A 16,945-nucleotide genomic window follows, 5' to 3' on the forward strand; every position below is an offset into this window, starting at 1 on the left:
GAGGTCTACACTGGACACGCCGGAATCCGCCCGGCCACTTTCAGTCAGGGAGGCCTTGATGGCTGCCGCGTCGCCCGCCGCCGGAACCGGTTCCGACTCCACCGAGCTACAGCTGTGGAAGCCGTTCCTGGTCCGCGCCGTGGTCAGTGCCCTCTTCGGTCTGCTGACGATCTTCTGGCGTGAGCCGTCCACGCTCGTGATGTCCCTCGCTGGAGGCCTGTACCTCCTGCTGGTCGGCAGTGCGTATCTCTGGACGCACCGAATGGCGCACTGGGGTTCGAGTTCGAGATTGCTGACCGACATCGGCGGCGGCCTCCTGCTCGGCGCGGGTGTCGCAAGTCTCGTGTTCATCGACGACCGCAGCTTCGCCTTCGCCGGCGCCGTAGCACTGATCGTCGCGGGCCTGGCCGAACTGGTGCGCGGCCTCGCCGTGCACGGTCATCCGGCGGCGCGTGACCTCGTGATCGTCGGTGTGGTCGGCACGGCCACCGGAGCCATCCTTCCCTTCGTGGAGCAGCTCGGCGCGCATGCGCTGCTCGGCGTGACCGGGGGAGGAGCGCTGGTCACCGCCGTCGTGCTCGGTATCGCGGCCCTGAGCTACCGGCACGATTCCGCGCTCGGCGCATCGCCCACTTCCGGCGTCCGCGGCGAGCCGGACCCCGTAAACTAGGTGCTCTACGTTCCGTAGAAATATCGCATCACTGGAAGGAGTGCCCGTGGCCAAGCGCCAACCGGGGAAACCCACACAGGGACGATTCCGCCACGGCATCAAGGCTCCACTCGTCTTCTCCGCCGTCCTCGCGGTAGTGGCGGGAGTCGCCACGTCCATCTTCGCCACCGGAGGCGGTGCCAGGGAGCTGCGCGTCGATCTCGGACTGACTGCCGCGGGGATCGCCTTCATCACATCCCTCGTGATCTGCGCGATGCTCATGATGGCTGAAACGCCGAACGCGGAACATCTCAGCAAGGGTTCCGGCATCAATCGCTCGTCCGCCAGACCGGACGTCCAGAAGCGGCCTGCCAAGCCTGAGCGGGATCCGGAGGCCGACGACGAGCCCCGCTACGGACAGCGCCTGCCGAAACAGGACACCTAGACCGCTGAAGACCTCTTGACGCCCCTGCTAGCCTCCCCCCATGGGGGAAGAACTAGCAGAATTCGTCAGGAACTTCGGCACGATGGTCCGTCTCGCACAGGAAGCGCAGCAGGGTTCTGCAGCCGGACGCGAGCTCGCCGATACCCTCTCCGCGCATCTGGGTGCCACCGCCGACACGGTGCCCATCGTCGTGGAAGAGGTTCCGGCCCACCGCTTCATCGATGCGGACATCGTCCTCGAGGGCATCACGGGTCAGGACGCGCGGCTCGTGGGCATCGGCGGCGGCGACCAGCGCCACCACATGTCCCTCAGCGACATGCTGCAGCACTCCCAGGTGTACCCGAGCTTCCCGCTCTCACAGCCGGACTATGCGAACCTGCCCATAGGGCCCGACGAGCAGCGCCAGACAGTCGCGCTCGGACTTCGGCTGTTCCGGCGCGACGGCGTTCCCGTCGCGCTCCTCCAACGCTCCGCAGAGCCTCGCTACGGTCGGCAGACTGCATCGGTGGAGGTCCTGTGCACGGAGGCCGAGGTCACCTCTGCCTTCCTTGCCGACTTCCGGCGGCGCATGCAGAGCGAGAGCGTCCTGAAGGGCCAGATCCTGTCCTACAGCACGGACGCCTTCGGGCCGAGCAGCGCGGGCGTAACCTTCCACCATCGGCCGAGCATCAGTGCTGCGGACGTCATCTTGCCCGCGGGGTTGCTGGACAGGGTCGAGAAGCATGCCCTCGGCATCGCGGCACACCGCGAAGCGCTCGTCGCCGCCGGCCAACACCTCAAGCGCGGCATCCTCCTGTACGGTCCGCCGGGCACGGGCAAGACCCACACGGTGCGGTTCCTGCTGAGTGCGAGCGAGGGCACGACGGCGATCCTGCTGTCCGGCGGCACTCTCGCCCATGTGAGTGAGGCGGCTCGCATGACACGGGCCCTCCAACCATCGATCGTCGTGCTCGAGGACTGCGATCTCATCGCGGAGGACCGCAGCTTTGGGCACGGCCCGCAGCCCCTGCTGTTCGAGGTGCTCGACGCGATGGACGGGCTCGACGACGACGCCGACGTCACCTTCGTCCTCACCACGAACCGCGTCGACATGCTCGAGCGGGCGCTTGCACAGCGCCCCGGTCGAGTGGACCTGGCCTTGGAAGTGCCGCTGCCTGCGGAGGCCGAGCGCGCAGCGCTCCTTCGGCTCTACGCAGGCAGCCTCCCGTTCAGCAGGGAGACGATCGGAACGGTCGCCGGCCGGACCGAGGGCACCACTGCGTCCTTCACGCGCGAACTCGTGCGCCGGGCCACGCTCGCCGCCGCCCTGGAGCAGGTGCCGGTCGCGGATGAGCACCTGCTCGCCGCGGTGGATGAATTGATGTCGGACGGCGCCTCCCTGACCAGGAGCCTGCTCGGCAGTAACGGCCCGATCGAGGACCTCCGTGCTGGGGGCACCGCGATATCGCCCGGTTATGGTCCGACCGCGACGACCTACGGCCCCGCGTCCCCCTACGGATCCACCCTGACGCTGTCATCCGACGAGCAGGAGCCCGACGACCAACGCTAGTGCTGCCCCGCTCGGTCCTGCGCGATGCCGCCGCGTCAGGCGCCCATGGCCTTCCGCGCGCGGTATGCCTTCACGTGGGTGCGGTTCGCGCAATTGCCCGTGTCGCAGAATCTCTTCGACCGGTTGCGGCTGAGGTCCAGCACGACGCCGTCGCAGTCCTCCGCGGCGCAGGACCGCAGGCGGTCGAGCTCATGTCCGCGGATGACGTCGGCAAGGGCCATGGCCGCCTCCGTCGCCATCCGCTCCTCCAGTGGCGCTTCCGGTGCGGTGGCGTGCAGGTGCCAGTCCCACTCATCGTGGCGCACGAGCTGGGGAAGGGCGTTGGCCCTGCGCAGGATCGCATTGACGAGCGCCACGGCGTCGTCCTCCTCCGCGAACCAGATCACCTCCAGTTCCGATCGGAGCGCCCGGACCGACTCCAGCTCCGACTCCGTGTGCGTGCGGGAGCCGGAGAATCGCTGCTCCGTCAGGAACCGGTCGAGGCCGTCGAGTGTGTCGAGCGGGTCGACGTCCTCCTTCCCGGTGTTGATCAGGGCAGCCGCGGACGAGAGTGCCACCTCCGTGTCATAGGTGAAAGACATGTTGACTCCTGACATTCCGCACCACTAGTGTCACGACCATAACCACTTGTCACCCCTGACACCAATCATCGACCCCGAAGGGAACGGACGTGACCCTGCGACCCGCCACCGGCTTCTGGATTGCACTCCTCTCCGCTGCGACCTTCGGCGTCTCCGGACCCTTCGCCAAGTCGCTCCTCGAGATTGGCTGGAGCCCAGGAGCGGCCGTCGGGCTCCGCATCGGCGGTGCCGCCCTCGTGCTCCTGATTCCGGTCCTGATCGCTCTGCGTGGCCGATGGTCCACGATGCGCGGTAATGCGCTGACCGTCACGATCTACGGCACGACGGCGATCGCGCTGTGCCAGCTGTTCTACTTCAACGCGGTGCAGCGCATGTCCGTCGGTGTGTCGCTGCTGCTCGAGTACCTGGCACCCGTGCTGATCGTGGGCTTCCTCTGGCTGCGCTCGCGGAAGGCGCCGAACCTGCTCACGATCATCGGGTCGGTCACCGCGATCCTCGGACTCCTGCTCGTCCTGGACCTCGCCGGGGACGCTCGGCTGGACCCGGTCGGCGTGCTGTTCGGCCTCGGCGCGGCCGTCTGCCTCGTGGTGTTCTTCCTGATGTCGGCGAAAGTCGACGAGTCGCTCCCGCCCCTCGTGATGGCAGGCGGCGGGATGGTGGTCGGCGCACTCACCATCCTGGTGCTCGGCCTGGTGAACATCATGCCGTTCCGGTTCGTCTTCGCCGACGTCTCACTGGCGGGCAGGACCTACAGCTGGATCGTGCCCGTCGCGGTCCTCGTCCTGGTGGCGACGGTGGCCGCCTACGTGACGGGCATCCTGGCTGCGCAGCGACTCGGGTCCAAGGTGGCGAGCTTCGTCGCGCTGACCGAGGTGATGTTCGCTGTCCTGGCCGCCTGGCTGATCCTCGGTGAGCTCCCCGGCGTCGTGCAGCTGCTGGGCGGCCTGCTCATCGTCGCCGGCGTGGTGTGCGTGCGTCTGGACGAGGTCCGCTCCGCGAGCGACGACGACACCGTGACTCCGGCGGCTCTCGGTGGGGCGAACCCCGTGGAGCCGGTTCCGCGCGCCTGACCGACCGGTCGCCCCCCTGTAGCCGGCCGACCGATGTCAGTACACTGGGGCGCATGACCGGGCAGGATCCGGCCCCACCCGGGGCCGCTGCGGGTCCGCGCGGCAGTGCGGGCCCGTCCGAGAGCGCCGCTGTTCTTCAGCCCGGTGACGACGGCGGTCCGCGCGAGGAGTCGGCGGCCATCGACCCGGTGCTGCGTAGTGCGGCGGAACGGTCCCGCACCTTCCGCGGCATCCTGGTGAACACCGGCGTCGCGAACATCACCACGAGTTATCTGTGGTTCGCACTGACGTTCTGGGCGTACCTCCAGACCCGCAACGTCATCGCCACGGGAGTGATCGGCGGCGCATACATGCTGCTCATCGCCCTCTCCAGCATCAGCTTCGGGACCTTCGTCGACCGCTACCGCAAGCTGGCCGTGATGCGCTTCGCCGGCGGCTTCACACTGGTGATGTTCGTGCTGTCCGGGGTGATGTACCTGCTGACACCTGCCTCCGTCCTGCTGGACCTGCGACAACCGTGGTTCTGGGTCTTCACCCTGATCATCCTGATCGGCGCGGTGGTGGAGAACATGCGCAACATCGCCCTGTCCACGACGGTCACCATCCTCATCGAGCCGGACCGACGCGCCAACGCCAACGGTCTGGTGGGCATGGTGCAGGGATTGATGTTCATCATTACCTCGGTGCTCTCCGGCCTGTCGGTCGGGCTGCTCGGCATGGGCTGGACGATCGTCGTCGCGATCGCGCTGACGGCCCTGGCCTTCACGCATCTGCTCACGCTGCGCATGCCCGAAGAGGTGCGGGTAGCCACCACGGACGCGCACGGAGGGTTCGACCTGCGTGGCTCCTTCGCAGCGGTGCTGGCGATCTCGGGGTTGTTCGCGCTGATCCTCTTCTCCACGTTCAACAACTTCGTGGGCGGCGTCTACATGGCGCTGATGGATCCCTACGGTCTGGAACTGTTCTCCGTGGAACTGTGGGGAACCTACTTCGCGCTGGGTGCCACGGGGTTCATCGTGGGCGGCTCCCTGATCGGCAAGTTCGGGCTGGGGTCGAATCCGCTGCGCACCATGCTGCTCGCCGTGATCCTGATGGGAGTCGTGGGGGCGGTGTTCACGGTGCGCGAGTGGGCCTGGCTGTATGTCGCCGGGATCTGGCTCTATCTGGTTCTCGTGCCATTCGTCGAGGCCGCCGAGCAGACGGTGATCCAGCGGGTGGTACCGCTGCACCGGCAGGGGCGCGTGTTCGGCTTCGCGATGGCGTTCGAGTCCGCGGCCGCGCCGATCACCGCGTTCCTCATCGCGCCGATGGCCCAGTTCTGGATCATCCCCTACGCGCGGTCCACGGACGGCGCAGCCCATCTGGCGCCGCTGCTGGGCGAGGGCACGTCCCGCGGCATCGCCCTGGTGTTCCTGGTCGCCGGCATCATCATCATCGCTGCCGCGGCGCTGGCTTTCATCACCCCGGTCTATCGCAGGGTCTCGGCGTCGTACGCCCAGACGGCTGCAGAGGTCGGGACGACGGCGACTCCGTAGCCTCGTCCCCCACGGGAACTACCTGCCGAAGCTGCGGAGCCTGAGCGAGTTGGCGACGACGAGCACCGAACTCGCCGCCATGGCAGCGCCGGCCAGCATCGGATTGAGCAGGCCGAATGCGGCTATCGGTATCCCTACGGCGTTGTAGAAGAATGCCCAGAAGAGGTTGCCCTTGATCGTGCCGAGGGTGCGGCGTGAGAGTTCGATGGCCTGGGCCACCTGCTCCAGGCTGTTCCCCATCACCGTCAGGTCCGCGGCTTCGATCGCCACGTCGGTGCCGGACCCCATCGCGATACCGAGGTCCGCCTGGGCCAACGCCGCCGCGTCGTTGACGCCGTCGCCCGCCATGGCGACGGTCGCCCCTGCCGCCTGCAGTTGGCGGACGGCGTCGACCTTGCCCTCCGGAGTCACGCCGGCGCGGACGTCGGCCGGGTCGATGCCCACGGTCGCGGCCACCTGCAGCGCGACGGCGCGGTTGTCCCCGGTGAGCAGCACGGGGCGTAGCCCCAGCGCGCGAAGGCGCTCGATGGCGGCGGCCGAGCCGTCCTTGACGGTGTCGGACAGCGTGATGAAACCCGCGATCACGCCGTCGACTGCGACCCAGACCGCCGTCGCCCCCGCTTCCTCGGCCGCAGTGAAGGATTTGACCTGCGGGGCCGTGGCGCGGACCGAGTTCCGCTCCAGCCAGGAGGCCCGCCCAGCCACGACGACGGCGCCGTCCACCTCTCCCCGGACACCGCCGCCCGGAGCACTCGAGAAAGCGGTCGCATCAGGGAGCTCACCCTGACCGGCGGCCCGCTTGACGATGGCCTGGGCGATCGGATGCTCGCTGGCCGCCTCGACGGCGCCCGCGAGGCGCAGCACCTCCGCTGCGGGAAGGTCGGACAGCACGACGACGTCGTCGACCGCCATGGTGCCGGTCGTGACCGTCCCGGTCTTGTCCAGGACGATCGTGTCCACGGTCCGGGTGTCCTCGAGGACCTGCGGTCCGCGGATGAGGATGCCGAGCTGGGCGCCCCGGCCGGTACCGGTCAGCAACGCGGTGGGCGTGGCGAGGCCGAGGGCGCACGGGCAGGCGATCACCAGGACGGTGACGGCGGCCGTGAAGGCGGCGTCGAGGTCGCCGGCCAGCACGAGCCACAGGATGAAGGTGATGATCGCGAGGACGAGGACCACGGGCACGAAGACGGCGCTGATGCGGTCGGCGAGCCGGGCGATCCTGGCCTTGCCGCCCTGGGCCTGGCTGACCAGGCGGCCCATCGACGACAGGACCGTGTCGGATCCGACGCGGGTCGCCCGCACGACGAGCCGGCCGGAGGTGTTGATGGTCGCGCCCGTGACGGCGTCGCCTGCGGCCACCTCGACCGGGAGGCTCTCGCCGGTCAGCAGTGCGGCGTCGACGGCGCTGCTGCCTTCGAGGACGACGCCGTCGGTCGCGATCTTCTCACCGGGCCGGACGACGAACTCGTCGCCGGGGATCAGGGCGTCGGCAGGCAGGGTGACCTCGACGCGCCGGCCGTCCACGGAGCGGAGCACGTTGGCTTCCTTCGCTCCGAGGCTCAGCAGCGACTTCAGGGCGTTGCCGGCGCGTTGTTTGGCGGACGCCTCGAGGAAGCGGCCGAGCAGCAGGAAGGTCACGACGACGGCGGCCACCTCGAAGTAGAGGGAATGCTCCGTCATGTCCATGCCCGCCATCCCGGCATGCTGTGTCATGGCTGGATCCACGATGAGTTGCCAGGCCGAGAACAGGAAGGCCGCCGTGACGCCGATCGAGACGAGGGTGTCCATGGTGGAGGAGAGGTGGCGCGCATTGATGGCCGCGGCCCGGTGGAACGGCCAGGCCGACCACGTGACGACGGGCAGGGACAGCGCGAGGACCACCCAGCCCCAGTTCGCGAACTGGAGGGCGGGCACCATGGAGATCAGCAGCACCGGCACGGACAGGATGGCGGCGAGGAGCAGCCGGACTCCGAGCAGGGAGGGCGTATGGTCGTGTTCGCCTTCTGCGGGGTGCCCTGCATGATCGGGATGCACGACGTGCGCCCCGTACCCCGTCGCGACCACGGTGTCGACCAGGTCCTGATCGGTGATGGACGCGGGAACCCGCACGACGGCGCTCTCCAGTGGCAGATTGACGCTCGCCTCGACGCCGTCCAGCTTGCCGAGCTTCCGTTCGACGCGGCCCACGCACGAGGCACACGTCATGCCCTGGATGGACAGCTGAACGACGCGTTGCTCCTGCTCGATGCCCTGTGCCGGCACCTGCTGTGTGGTCATGTCAGGACCTCGCGGGAACCACGGTGTAGCCGGCTTCGGTGACGGCGTCGCCGATCGCTGCGGGGTCCAGCGGCGCGGAGGACGAGATGGTGGCGGTGGAGGTGCCGCCCTTGACGAGGTCGACGTCGACGGAATCGACACCGGGCAGCCCGGACAGCTCATCGGTGACGGCACTGACGCAGTGGCCGCACGTCATGCCGGCGATGGTGATCGTGGTGGTGGTCATGATGATCTCCTCAGGGTGTGATTGTTCTGGGGATCCGGGTCAGCGGAGCAGGCGACCGATGGCCGCCGTCGCTTCCTGGACCTTCGTCTGCACTGCCTCGGTGTCGCCCGAAGCACTGGACTCCTGGGCGGCTCCGACGACGCAGTGCGCTATGTGTTCCTCGAGGAGTCCCATCGACACGGCGTGGAGTGCCTTGTTGACGGCTGCTACCTGCGTGAGGATGTCGATGCAGTACTTGTCATCGTCGACCATGCGGGCGATGCCGCGCACCTGGCCCTCGATGCGGCGCAGGCGCTTGAGGTAGGCCTCCTTGTCCGCGGTGTAGCCGTGCGGTGCGCTGTTCTCCGGGTGATCGTGTGCTGTGGTGGTCATGATGTGGCTCCTCGCATGGAATTCACTATACCCCCCGGGGGTACCGTTGACCAGGCCACCGATGGTCTCCAAGCAAACATCCAGCGGAATGCCGTAGGTTGGCTCATCGGTACACTTCCACTCCAAGGACCTCCATGACCCTCTCCCTGCCCGGTTGGCAGAAGCGAGTCCTCCTGATCCTCGCCGGGATCGCGGTACTCGCGCTCTTCGCGCTCGCGTTCACCGCCGGACGCGTCTCGGCCGGCCCTTCCTACCCCGCCTCCAACAGCGCCGACGCCGGATTTGCCCGCGACATGCAGGTCCACCACAACCAGGCCGTCGAGATGTCCATGATCGTGCGCGACAACGTCGAGGACGAGACGCTGCGCGCGATCGCCTACGACATAGCCCTCACCCAGCAGCAGCAGGCCGGCCAGATGTACGCGTGGCTCGAGGAGTGGGGGCTGCCGCAGAGCAGTGCCGAGCCGCGCATGGAATGGATGGCATCCGGAGCGGGCAACCATGACGGGATGGACATGGGTGCGGGGAGTGGGGCCGGCTCCATGCTCACCCCCGAAGGGCTGATGCCCGGGATGGCGACCGAAGGGCAGCTCGACGAACTGCGCGCCGCCCGGGGCGAGGACGCCGAGCGGCTCTACCTGAATCTCATGATCAGCCACCACGAGGCCGGCGTCGAAATGGCCGAGGCAGGTGCGGAGCTTGCGGACACGGAGCAGGTCCGAACGCTGGCCGCTAAGATCCAGTCGGGCCAGCAGGCCGAGATCACGCTCATGCAGACCATGCTCGACGCCCTGTAGATGGCACTCCAGCCCACCGTTCCGGCGACCGGTTGAAGGACCGAGGGCACCCACCGGTACATTTGTTTCCGGCGCACCCCGAATCGCGGCGACCGCCGCAGCCACTCCAGCACTGAAGGACACCTCGTTGAACAAGAAACGGTCACAGGAGAACCAGGACCGCCAAGCGCGCCTGGCTGCCATCCAAGCCCAGCAACGGGCCGGCGAGCGCAAGCGCAGCGCCCTGATCTTCGGCGGCATCGGTGCCGTCATCCTGGCGATCATCATCGCGGTGACCCTCGTGATCGTGAACCAGGTGCAGGTGAACCGGGATCGCGAAGCGGCCGCCGCCGAGCCGATCCAGGACGTCCAGGAGTTCCCCGACGTCACGTTCAACCACGTGGAGGCTCCGGTGCAGTACGAGCAGTCGCCGCCCGTGGGCGGGGACCACAATCCTGTCTGGACCAACTGCGGCGTCTACACGGAACCTATCCCGAACGAGAACTCCGTCCACTCGATGGAGCACGGTGCCGTCTGGGTCACCTACAACCCCGACATCGGCCAGGCCGAGATCGACAAACTGACCGACCTCGTCGGGAGCCGCTCCTACGTGCTCCTCAGCCCCTTCCCGGGCCTCGACTCGCCCGTCGCCGCAAGCGCGTGGGGCCTGCAGCTGAAGGTCGACTCCGCCGACGACGAGAGACTCACCACCTTCCTCGACAAGTACATCCAGGGTGAGCAGACCCGCGAGCCGGGTGCTGCCTGCTCCGGCGGGCTCACGCCGGCCGGTCGCGCCTCCTAGATCCCCGCACCGCGTCGAACGGCGCGATGGGCCCTCCGGCCTGTCGCGTCGTCGTCGTTCCTGCTGCACCGCGTCCTGTCGCGCTTCCCGCTCGGTCCGCCACTTTCCGCGCGGTCCGTTTCCCTCCGCGCCGTCCGCCGCTTTCCGGGCCGGGCGCCGGGCCGGTAATGTGGGACCACGGGCCGCTTGCTGCGGCCCTCTACGAGCAGAAGGTGGAAAGCTGTGGCTGACAGCCAGATTCTCGGCGAAGTGTCCCTTCCGGGGATGCTGCAGGACATGGTCCTGGACAGTGCGGACGTGAACGAGTTCCTCGAAGGATTGGCCAAGGTGGCTGCCAGTGAGCTCTCGACCGAGGGCCGCGAGGTGTTCAGCGGCATCACGCTCCTTCGGCCGCGGTCGAAGGGCTCGGTGGCGAGCAGCTCGGAGCAGGCGCAGCGGATGGACGAGGTGCAGTACCAGTTCGACGACGGCCCCTGCCTGCGTGCCGCACGTGAGGGCCAGGTCTACACGGTGTCGGACTTCCGCACAGAGCCGCGCTTCGGCAACTACACGAGGGCGATCGCCGAGCACGGCATCCGCTCCGCGCTCGGAGTTCCCATCCCGCTCGACGGGCTCGCGGCCTCCGGGCTGAACCTCTACTCGACGAGACCCGATGCATTCGACGACGCGGCGATCGCCGAGGCCGTCGAGCTCGCCAGGGAGGCCTCGAAGTCGCTGCGGATGGCCGTGCGGATCGCCCACCTCGCCGACACCGCCTCGAACCTCAAGGCCGCGATGAACTCGCGGACCACCATCGACGTCGCGGCCGGCATCATCATGGGGCAGAACCGGTGCAGCCACGAGACGGCGATGACCATCCTCAAGGCTGCCTCGAGTGGTCGCAACAAGAAACTCGCAGACGTCGCTGCGGCAGTGGTGACGTCGATCGGCCAGCAGGTGCCCGAGACGCACTTCGACGCCTGAGCGGGCTCGTGGCTCCGATCCTGACCGGTGTGCCCACGCCGGCCGTGGTCGTCGACGCCGATGTCCTCGGGCGCAACATCAATGCCATGGCCCGCTCGGTGCAGGAGCGCGGACTAGTTCTGCGGCCGCACGCCAAGACCCACAAGATCATCGAGATCGCCCACCACCAGATCGCAGCGGGCGCCATCGGCCTGACGGTCGCGACCGTTGGCGAGGCCGAGGTATTCGCCGCCGCCGGAGTCGCCGATATCTTCATCGCCTATCCGCTCTGGGTCGACGAGCGTGCCGCCGGGAGGCTGTTGACGCTCGCCGACCATGCGCACATGACGGTGGGCGTGGATTCAGCCGAGGGGGCGCTGCGGCTGGCGCGCAGCCTCGGCGCGTCGGCGTCGCGCGTCGATGTGCGGATCGAGGTGGACAGCGGTCACCACCGCAGCGGAGTTCCACCGTACGAAGTGCCCGAGGTGGCAGCAGCGGCGTCTGCCGCCGGCCTCCCCGTCGTCGGCATCTTCACCTTTCCCGGCCACAGCTACGGACCGGGAGCCGCGGAAGCCGCCGTCGCTGACGAGGACAGAGCCCTGTCCGTTGCCGTCTCTGCCCTCGAGGACGCGGGCTTCCGTGACCTCGAGGTGAGTGGTGGCTCGACGCCGTCGGCCCGTCTCTCCTCCGGCAGCATCATCACCGAGCTCCGCCCGGGAGTGTACGTCTTCGGTGATGCGCAGCAGTGGGAGCTCGGCCACTGCCGCCCGGAGGACATCGCCCTGACGGTCGAGGGCACGGTCGTGAGTCATCGGCGCGGCGCGCCGGAGCAGCCCGGGCGCTTCATCGTCGACGCGGGCAGCAAGGTCCTCGGCAGCGACCGCGCGCCCTGGGCGACCGGCTACGGGCGCCTCCTCGATCACCCCGAGGCGCGCATCGTGGCGTTGTCCGAGCACCACGCCACCGTCGAATGGCCGTCCGGTGCCCTTCCGCCGCTCGGTGCACGGCTGCGGGTCGTCCCCAACCACGTGTGCCTGGCGGTCAACCTCGTCGATGAGGTGCACGTGGTGCGCGACGGCGTCCTGAGGGAGCGCTGGACCGTCGCCGCGCGCGGAAGGAACAGCTAGACGTCGACCGCGGCGCCGATCGGCTCGAGCACGACGTCGGGGTAGTCCTTCCTGAAGTGCCCGACCTTCCACTTGTCACCGAAGACGGCCACGATCTCGCCGTCGGACCGGAACAGGATCTCGCCGCCACGGAAGGTCTCCGGCACGCCCTGGCTCTCTGGGGCCACGCGCATCGCGAGTGTGTAGGACAGGTGGTCGAGCGAGGTGGGCGCGTTGAACTCGGTGCCCAGCCGCTCGGCGGCGACCTCGAACTGCAGGGCTCCGACGGCGGCGAGGACGGGCGCCTGGTCGCCACGCAGATCGGAGCGCAGGACCTGCACCACGCCCTCGTGCTCGAGCTGCTCGATGCCCCGGCGGAACTGCTTGTACCGGCCCGGATCCTTGGCACGCGCGACGGCGAACAGCTCGGGTGAGAAGCGCGGGATGTCGGGGAACTGCACGGGCTGCTCGGCGAAGAGGCTGTCGCCCACACGGAGGCTCGTCGCGTTCACCAGCCCGACGACGTCGCCCGGCCATGCGGTGTCCACCACCTCGCGGCTCCGGCCGAGGACACGGTGCGCGTACTTCGTGGCGAAGGGCTTGCCGGTGCGCTGGTTCGTGATGACCATGCCGCGCTCGAAGGTGCCGGAGCAGATGCGCAGGTACGCGATGTGGTCGCGGTGCGCGCTGTCCTGGCCCGCCTGCACCTTGAAGACGAACCCGGACATGGGCGCCTCGATGGGCCTCGGCTCGTCCTCCTTCGAGGGCCGGGGGGACGGCGAGGGGGCCACGTCCACGAGGATGTCGAGGAGTTGCGAGACACCGAAGTTCTTGGCCGCCGCCGCGAAGAGGACCGGCGTCTGGCGTGCGGCCTCGAACTCTTCCCGGTCGAAGGAGCCGTTGGAGGAGATGACGAGGCCGGACTCCTCGCGGGCGTCGAGCCAGGCACCGGCGTCCCGCGGGTCCAGCGCGTCGATGTCGACGGTCGTCTCCTCCGCAGCCTGCGCCCCGGCCTCCACGGCCTCGAGCGAGATGGCGCGCTCTGCCCGGAGGTCGATCAAACCCTGGAAGTGACCGGCGATACCGGCGGGCCATGTGAGCGGCACCGGGGTCATGCCGGTGCGCTCACCGACGTCGTCGATCAGGCCGAGCGCGTCGAGGCCGGGCCGGTCCCACTTGTTGATGACGGTGATGATCGGGATGTTGCGCTGCTTGCAGACGGCCAGGAGCTTCACGGTCTGCGGCTCGAAGCCTTTCGCGGCATCGATCAGCATGACGGCCGAGTCGACGGCGGCGAGGACGCGATAGGTGTCCTCGGAGAAGTCGGCGTGCCCAGGGGTGTCGACGACGTTCAGGATGGTGTCCCGGTAGGTCAGCTGGAGGGCCGCGGAGCTGATCGAAATGCCGCGTTCCTGCTCGATGCCCATCCAGTCCGAGACGGTCGCGTGCCGGCTCGACTTGCCGTGGGTGACCCCGGCGTCCTGGATGGCCCGTGCAAGGAGGGCGAGGGCTTCGGTCAGCGTCGACTTTCCGGCGTCGGGGTGCGATATGACGGCGAAGGTACGACGACGCCCGGCCTCACGGCGGACGGCATCTGCGTCGAGGACGGGGGATTCGGTAAGCAGGGCCACACCACCATTGTCCCCGATCATAGAGACCAGCAGTCCGGGGGAGGCACGTGTTCGCTGTGCGCGTGGGCGTTGGCGATTACCCTAGGAGGCAGATCACAGCAGGTGGGCACCGGGAGGACGAGGCGCATGACCGATCAGGCATCCGTTCGACGAGTGGGGCGGGGCTCTGATCACGCGGAACTGCTCTCGCAGTACGGGCTCGGCGTGGCCCTGGGTGAGGTGGCGCCCGCCGGTTCCACGCCGCAGCCGGCCGCAGCGGCCGACGCGCCCGCCGCGCTGCAGAACCTGGTAGCCCTCGCGGTGCAGCTCTGCAACGCGAAGTACGGTGCGATCAACGTCATCACCGAGGACGAATTCCACCAGATCGCGGCGCTGGGGCTCGAACCACTCATGTGCGCGCGCGACGATTCCCTGTGCGGACAGGTCTTCCAGTACGGGCACACCGTGGTGGTGCCGGATTGCAGGGAGGACCCGCGGTTCCGTTCGAACCCCTTCGTCGACGGACGCTTCGGCGAGGTCCGCTTCTACGCGACCACTCCACTGCTCACGAGGGACGGTGTGCCCCTCGGCACCCTCTGCATATTCGACGAGGTGCCGGGGGACCTCACCGAGCAGCAGGTCACCGGGCTCGAGACGCTCGCGGCGCAGGTCGTCGACGTCCTCGACCTCCAGTTGCGCACCCGGCAGCTGGACGCCACGGTGTCCGAGCTGCGGCGCAGCAATGAACTCCTGGGCGAATTCGCAGGACGCATCAGCCACGACCTGCAAGGGCCCCTGACCAACGTCGTCGGCCTCGCCGAACTCGCGGAGGACGAGCCCGCGCTCCAGGAGGGCCCCGCGGGCACCTACTTCAAACGCATCGGCGCGAGCGCCCTGCGCATGGCTTCGATGGTGGAGAACCTGCTCGGGTACTCCCGTGTGGGCGGGGCAGCGCACCCCCGAGTCGTCCCGCTCGCCGAAGTGGTCGGGGCCGCCGTCGACGATCTGGGTCACTCCGTCGACGGCGTTCGGATCACGGCGGATGACTTCGAGGGGAAGGCCGACCGCGAGCAGCTCCGTGTCCTGATCCAGAACCTCCTCACGAACGCCGTCGCCTATGCGCGGCCCGGGGTGCCGCCGGAGGTGCGCATCACCGGAACGGGCACACCGGAATCCTGGCGGCTGGACGTCGCGGACAACGGCAAGGGGATACCGCCCGAGGACTACGATCGCGTGCTCGAGCCGCTGGTCCGCCTCGAGCGTGAGGGGGACCCTGCGGGTACCGGTATCGGCTTGGCGACGTGCGTCCGGATCGCCCAGGCGCACGGTGGGCGCCTCACGTTCGATCAGACGCCCGGGGGCGGGCTGACAGTGCGGGTCTGGTTCGGCTCACGCCCGAGCTGAGGCTCCACGCCGCCAGCACCGATGCGCCGATCATGAGCAGCGCGGCGATGCCCGACGTGACCGTGACACCACTGTCGAATGCATGGAACGCCGAATCCCGCAGGAGCGAAGCGCCGGTCGCGTCAAGCTGTGCGGCGACCTCGACGGCCCCGCCGAGCGTTTCCGTCGACCTCCCGGCCTGTTCTGTGTCGAGGCCTGAGGGAAGCACGAGGTTCCGCTGATAGGACGCCAGGAGGATGCTGCCGAGTACGGCGGTCCCGAGCACGGAGCCCACCTCGTACGCGGTTTCCGACACAGCCGATGCCGCCCCTGCCTTCGCTGCAGGCACCGTCGACAGGATCAGGTCGTTGGACACCGTTTCGGAGGCGCCGACCCCGACTCCCAGAATGACGAAGGCCACCATCAGGAACCCTGCGGACCCGCCCTCGCCCAGAAGGGCGATCATCGCGTAGGCGATTGCCGAGAAGAGCAGTGACACCGAGACGACGGCGTGTGGCGGTAGCCTGCGGGCCAGTGGAACGACGGCGAGCCCCGCGACGATCGTCACGAGGAGCCCCGGGAGGAGCACGAGGCCCGCGTCGAGCGGCGAGTAGCCGAGTACCAGCTGCAGGTGCTGCGACACGAAGAACAGGAAGCCGACGAGCGAGAAGATCGCCAGCAGGTTCACCAGGACAGCGCCGCTGAAGGCCCGGACGGTGAACAACCGGACGTCGAGCATGGGGTCATCGCGTCGGAGCTGACGGACGACGAAGACGACGCCGGCGGCAAGGCCGATGAACGCAGCCGTCACCGAGACCAGCAGCGGTCCACCCTTCGCCAGGTTCTTGATGGCGTAGACGACCGGGAGCATGGTCGCGATGGACAGGACGATACTGGCGTAGTCGACGCGTCCGGGATGCGAATCCCTGGACTCGGGCACGACTGCGGGAGTCAGGGCCAGCATGAGGATCAGGACGGGCACCGCCAGGAGGAACACGGATCCCCACCAGAAGTGCTCGAGCAGGACGCCACCGAGGAGGGGCCCGAGGGCGGCTCCTGCAGAGAAACCTGCTGCCCAGACCGCGATCGCAACCCGGCGCTGGTTGCGATCGGTGAAGATGTTGCGGATCAGCGAAAGCGTCGAGGGCATGAGCATGGCGCCGAAGACGCCGAGGCCCACGCGAGCGGCTACCAGGGAGGCGGCAGTGGGGGCGAAGGCGGCGACCACGGAGAAGGCCGCAAAACCGGCCGCGCCGATCATGAGCAGACGGCGTCGACCGAAGCGGTCACCGAGACTCCCCATGGCGACGAGCAGGCCGGCGAGGACGAGGGGGTAGCTGTCGACGATCCAGAGCAGTGTGGTACCGCTCGTCGCGAAGTGCCGGGAGATCTCCGGCAGGGCGAAGCTCAGCACCGTGTTGTCGACGGAGACGAGCAGCACCGGCAGCATCAGCACGGCGAGGGCGAGCCACTCGCGGCGGCCGGCAAGGGAGGAGCGGGAGGAAGCAGCGGCTCGCGGGTTCACCCCGGACACGCCTGCGGAAGCGGAAGGTGTTGTGGTCATCCATCCAAGCTATACCGTCCAGCCGGTACAGTACAACAAAAGTGACCGGTATCATCAG

At 68.5% G+C, this 16,945-nt stretch carries 16 protein-coding genes; 10 read left to right on the plus strand and 6 right to left on the minus strand.

What is annotated here, in order from left to right:
• Nucleotides 1-58 precede the first annotated feature (58 nt).
• From FDK12_RS05360 to FDK12_RS05370, 3 genes are read left to right on the plus strand one after another with little or no spacing between them, the layout of a single operon-like run.
• Nucleotides 59-670 (plus strand): hypothetical protein, encoded by a 612-nt coding sequence (locus FDK12_RS05360; RefSeq protein ID WP_137368580.1) that lies wholly within the window; start codon nucleotides 59-61, stop codon nucleotides 668-670.
• 46 nt (nucleotides 671-716) lie between these two features.
• The gene (locus FDK12_RS05365) at nucleotides 717-1,094 is read left to right on the plus strand and encodes a hypothetical protein (RefSeq protein ID WP_317616714.1); all 378 of its coding nucleotides are present in this window, start codon (nucleotides 717-719) and stop codon (nucleotides 1,092-1,094) included.
• 40 nt (nucleotides 1,095-1,134) lie between these two features.
• On the plus strand, nucleotides 1,135-2,643 hold the full coding sequence (locus tag FDK12_RS05370) for an AAA family ATPase (protein ID WP_137368582.1): 1,509 nt from the start codon (nucleotides 1,135-1,137) through the stop codon (nucleotides 2,641-2,643).
• Between the two features lie 35 nt (nucleotides 2,644-2,678).
• Here FDK12_RS05370 and FDK12_RS05375 read toward each other — a convergent pair whose 3' ends face one another.
• A complete protein-coding gene (locus FDK12_RS05375) occupies nucleotides 2,679-3,224 on the minus strand; it encodes a CGNR zinc finger domain-containing protein (protein ID WP_137368583.1) in 546 nt (181 codons plus the stop codon).
• A gap of 89 nt (nucleotides 3,225-3,313) precedes the next feature.
• Between FDK12_RS05375 and FDK12_RS05380 the strand changes: the two genes are divergently transcribed.
• Nucleotides 3,314-4,294, plus strand: coding sequence for an EamA family transporter (locus FDK12_RS05380; RefSeq protein WP_137368584.1), 981 nt, complete (start codon nucleotides 3,314-3,316; stop codon nucleotides 4,292-4,294).
• 53 nt (nucleotides 4,295-4,347) lie between these two features.
• Complete coding sequence (locus FDK12_RS05385) at nucleotides 4,348-5,829, plus strand: MFS transporter (protein WP_137368585.1); 1,482 nt, start codon at nucleotides 4,348-4,350, stop codon at nucleotides 5,827-5,829.
• A gap of 18 nt (nucleotides 5,830-5,847) precedes the next feature.
• On the opposite strand, the gene FDK12_RS05390 is transcribed toward FDK12_RS05385, so the two are convergent.
• From FDK12_RS05390 to FDK12_RS05400, 3 genes are read right to left on the minus strand one after another with little or no spacing between them, the layout of a single operon-like run.
• On the minus strand, nucleotides 5,848-8,106 hold the full coding sequence (locus tag FDK12_RS05390; RefSeq protein WP_137368586.1) for a heavy metal translocating P-type ATPase: 2,259 nt from the start codon (nucleotides 8,104-8,106) through the stop codon (nucleotides 5,848-5,850).
• Between the two features lies 1 nt (nucleotide 8,107).
• Entirely contained in the window at nucleotides 8,108-8,332 is a 225-nt protein-coding gene (locus FDK12_RS05395; protein WP_104116054.1) for a heavy-metal-associated domain-containing protein, read from the minus strand.
• 39 nt (nucleotides 8,333-8,371) lie between these two features.
• Nucleotides 8,372-8,704: a metal-sensitive transcriptional regulator gene (locus tag FDK12_RS05400; RefSeq protein ID WP_137368587.1), complete on the minus strand. Its 333-nt coding sequence runs from the start codon at nucleotides 8,702-8,704 to the stop codon at nucleotides 8,372-8,374.
• A 134-nt stretch (nucleotides 8,705-8,838) separates the two neighbouring features.
• Here FDK12_RS05400 and FDK12_RS05405 point away from each other — a divergent pair, with 134 nt between their 5' ends.
• From FDK12_RS05405 to FDK12_RS05420, 4 genes are all read left to right on the plus strand, one after another.
• Entirely contained in the window at nucleotides 8,839-9,501 is a 663-nt protein-coding gene (locus FDK12_RS05405) for a DUF305 domain-containing protein (RefSeq protein WP_137368588.1), read from the plus strand.
• Between the two features lie 127 nt (nucleotides 9,502-9,628).
• A complete protein-coding gene (locus FDK12_RS05410) occupies nucleotides 9,629-10,282 on the plus strand; it encodes a DUF3105 domain-containing protein (protein ID WP_137368589.1) in 654 nt (217 codons plus the stop codon).
• Nucleotides 10,283-10,504: 222 nt separating this feature from the next.
• Complete coding sequence (locus FDK12_RS05415) at nucleotides 10,505-11,245, plus strand: GAF and ANTAR domain-containing protein (RefSeq protein ID WP_223263106.1); 741 nt, start codon at nucleotides 10,505-10,507, stop codon at nucleotides 11,243-11,245.
• Nucleotides 11,246-11,274: 29 nt separating this feature from the next.
• Nucleotides 11,275-12,351 (plus strand): alanine racemase, encoded by a 1,077-nt coding sequence (locus FDK12_RS05420; protein WP_223263107.1) that lies wholly within the window; start codon nucleotides 11,275-11,277, stop codon nucleotides 12,349-12,351.
• Here FDK12_RS05420 and FDK12_RS05425 read toward each other — a convergent pair.
• The gene (locus tag FDK12_RS05425) at nucleotides 12,348-13,961 is read right to left on the minus strand and encodes a peptide chain release factor 3 (protein WP_223263108.1); all 1,614 of its coding nucleotides are present in this window, start codon (nucleotides 13,959-13,961) and stop codon (nucleotides 12,348-12,350) included. The two genes, FDK12_RS05420 and FDK12_RS05425, sit on opposite strands and share 4 nt — an antisense overlap.
• Nucleotides 13,962-14,087: 126 nt before the next feature.
• On the opposite strand from FDK12_RS05425, the gene FDK12_RS05430 reads away from it, so the two are divergent.
• A complete protein-coding gene (locus FDK12_RS05430; RefSeq protein WP_137368591.1) occupies nucleotides 14,088-15,344 on the plus strand; it encodes a GAF domain-containing sensor histidine kinase in 1,257 nt (418 codons plus the stop codon).
• Here the strand turns inward: FDK12_RS05430 and FDK12_RS05435 are convergent.
• On the minus strand, nucleotides 15,277-16,887 hold the full coding sequence (locus FDK12_RS05435) for an MFS transporter (protein WP_137368592.1): 1,611 nt from the start codon (nucleotides 16,885-16,887) through the stop codon (nucleotides 15,277-15,279). The two genes, FDK12_RS05430 and FDK12_RS05435, sit on opposite strands and share 68 nt — an antisense overlap.
• Nucleotides 16,888-16,945: the final 58 nt, after the last annotated feature.

Origin of the sequence: Arthrobacter sp. NamB2, from assembly GCF_005281365.1 — a bacterium.
Classification (GTDB): Bacteria; Actinomycetota; Actinomycetes; order Actinomycetales; family Micrococcaceae; genus Arthrobacter_D.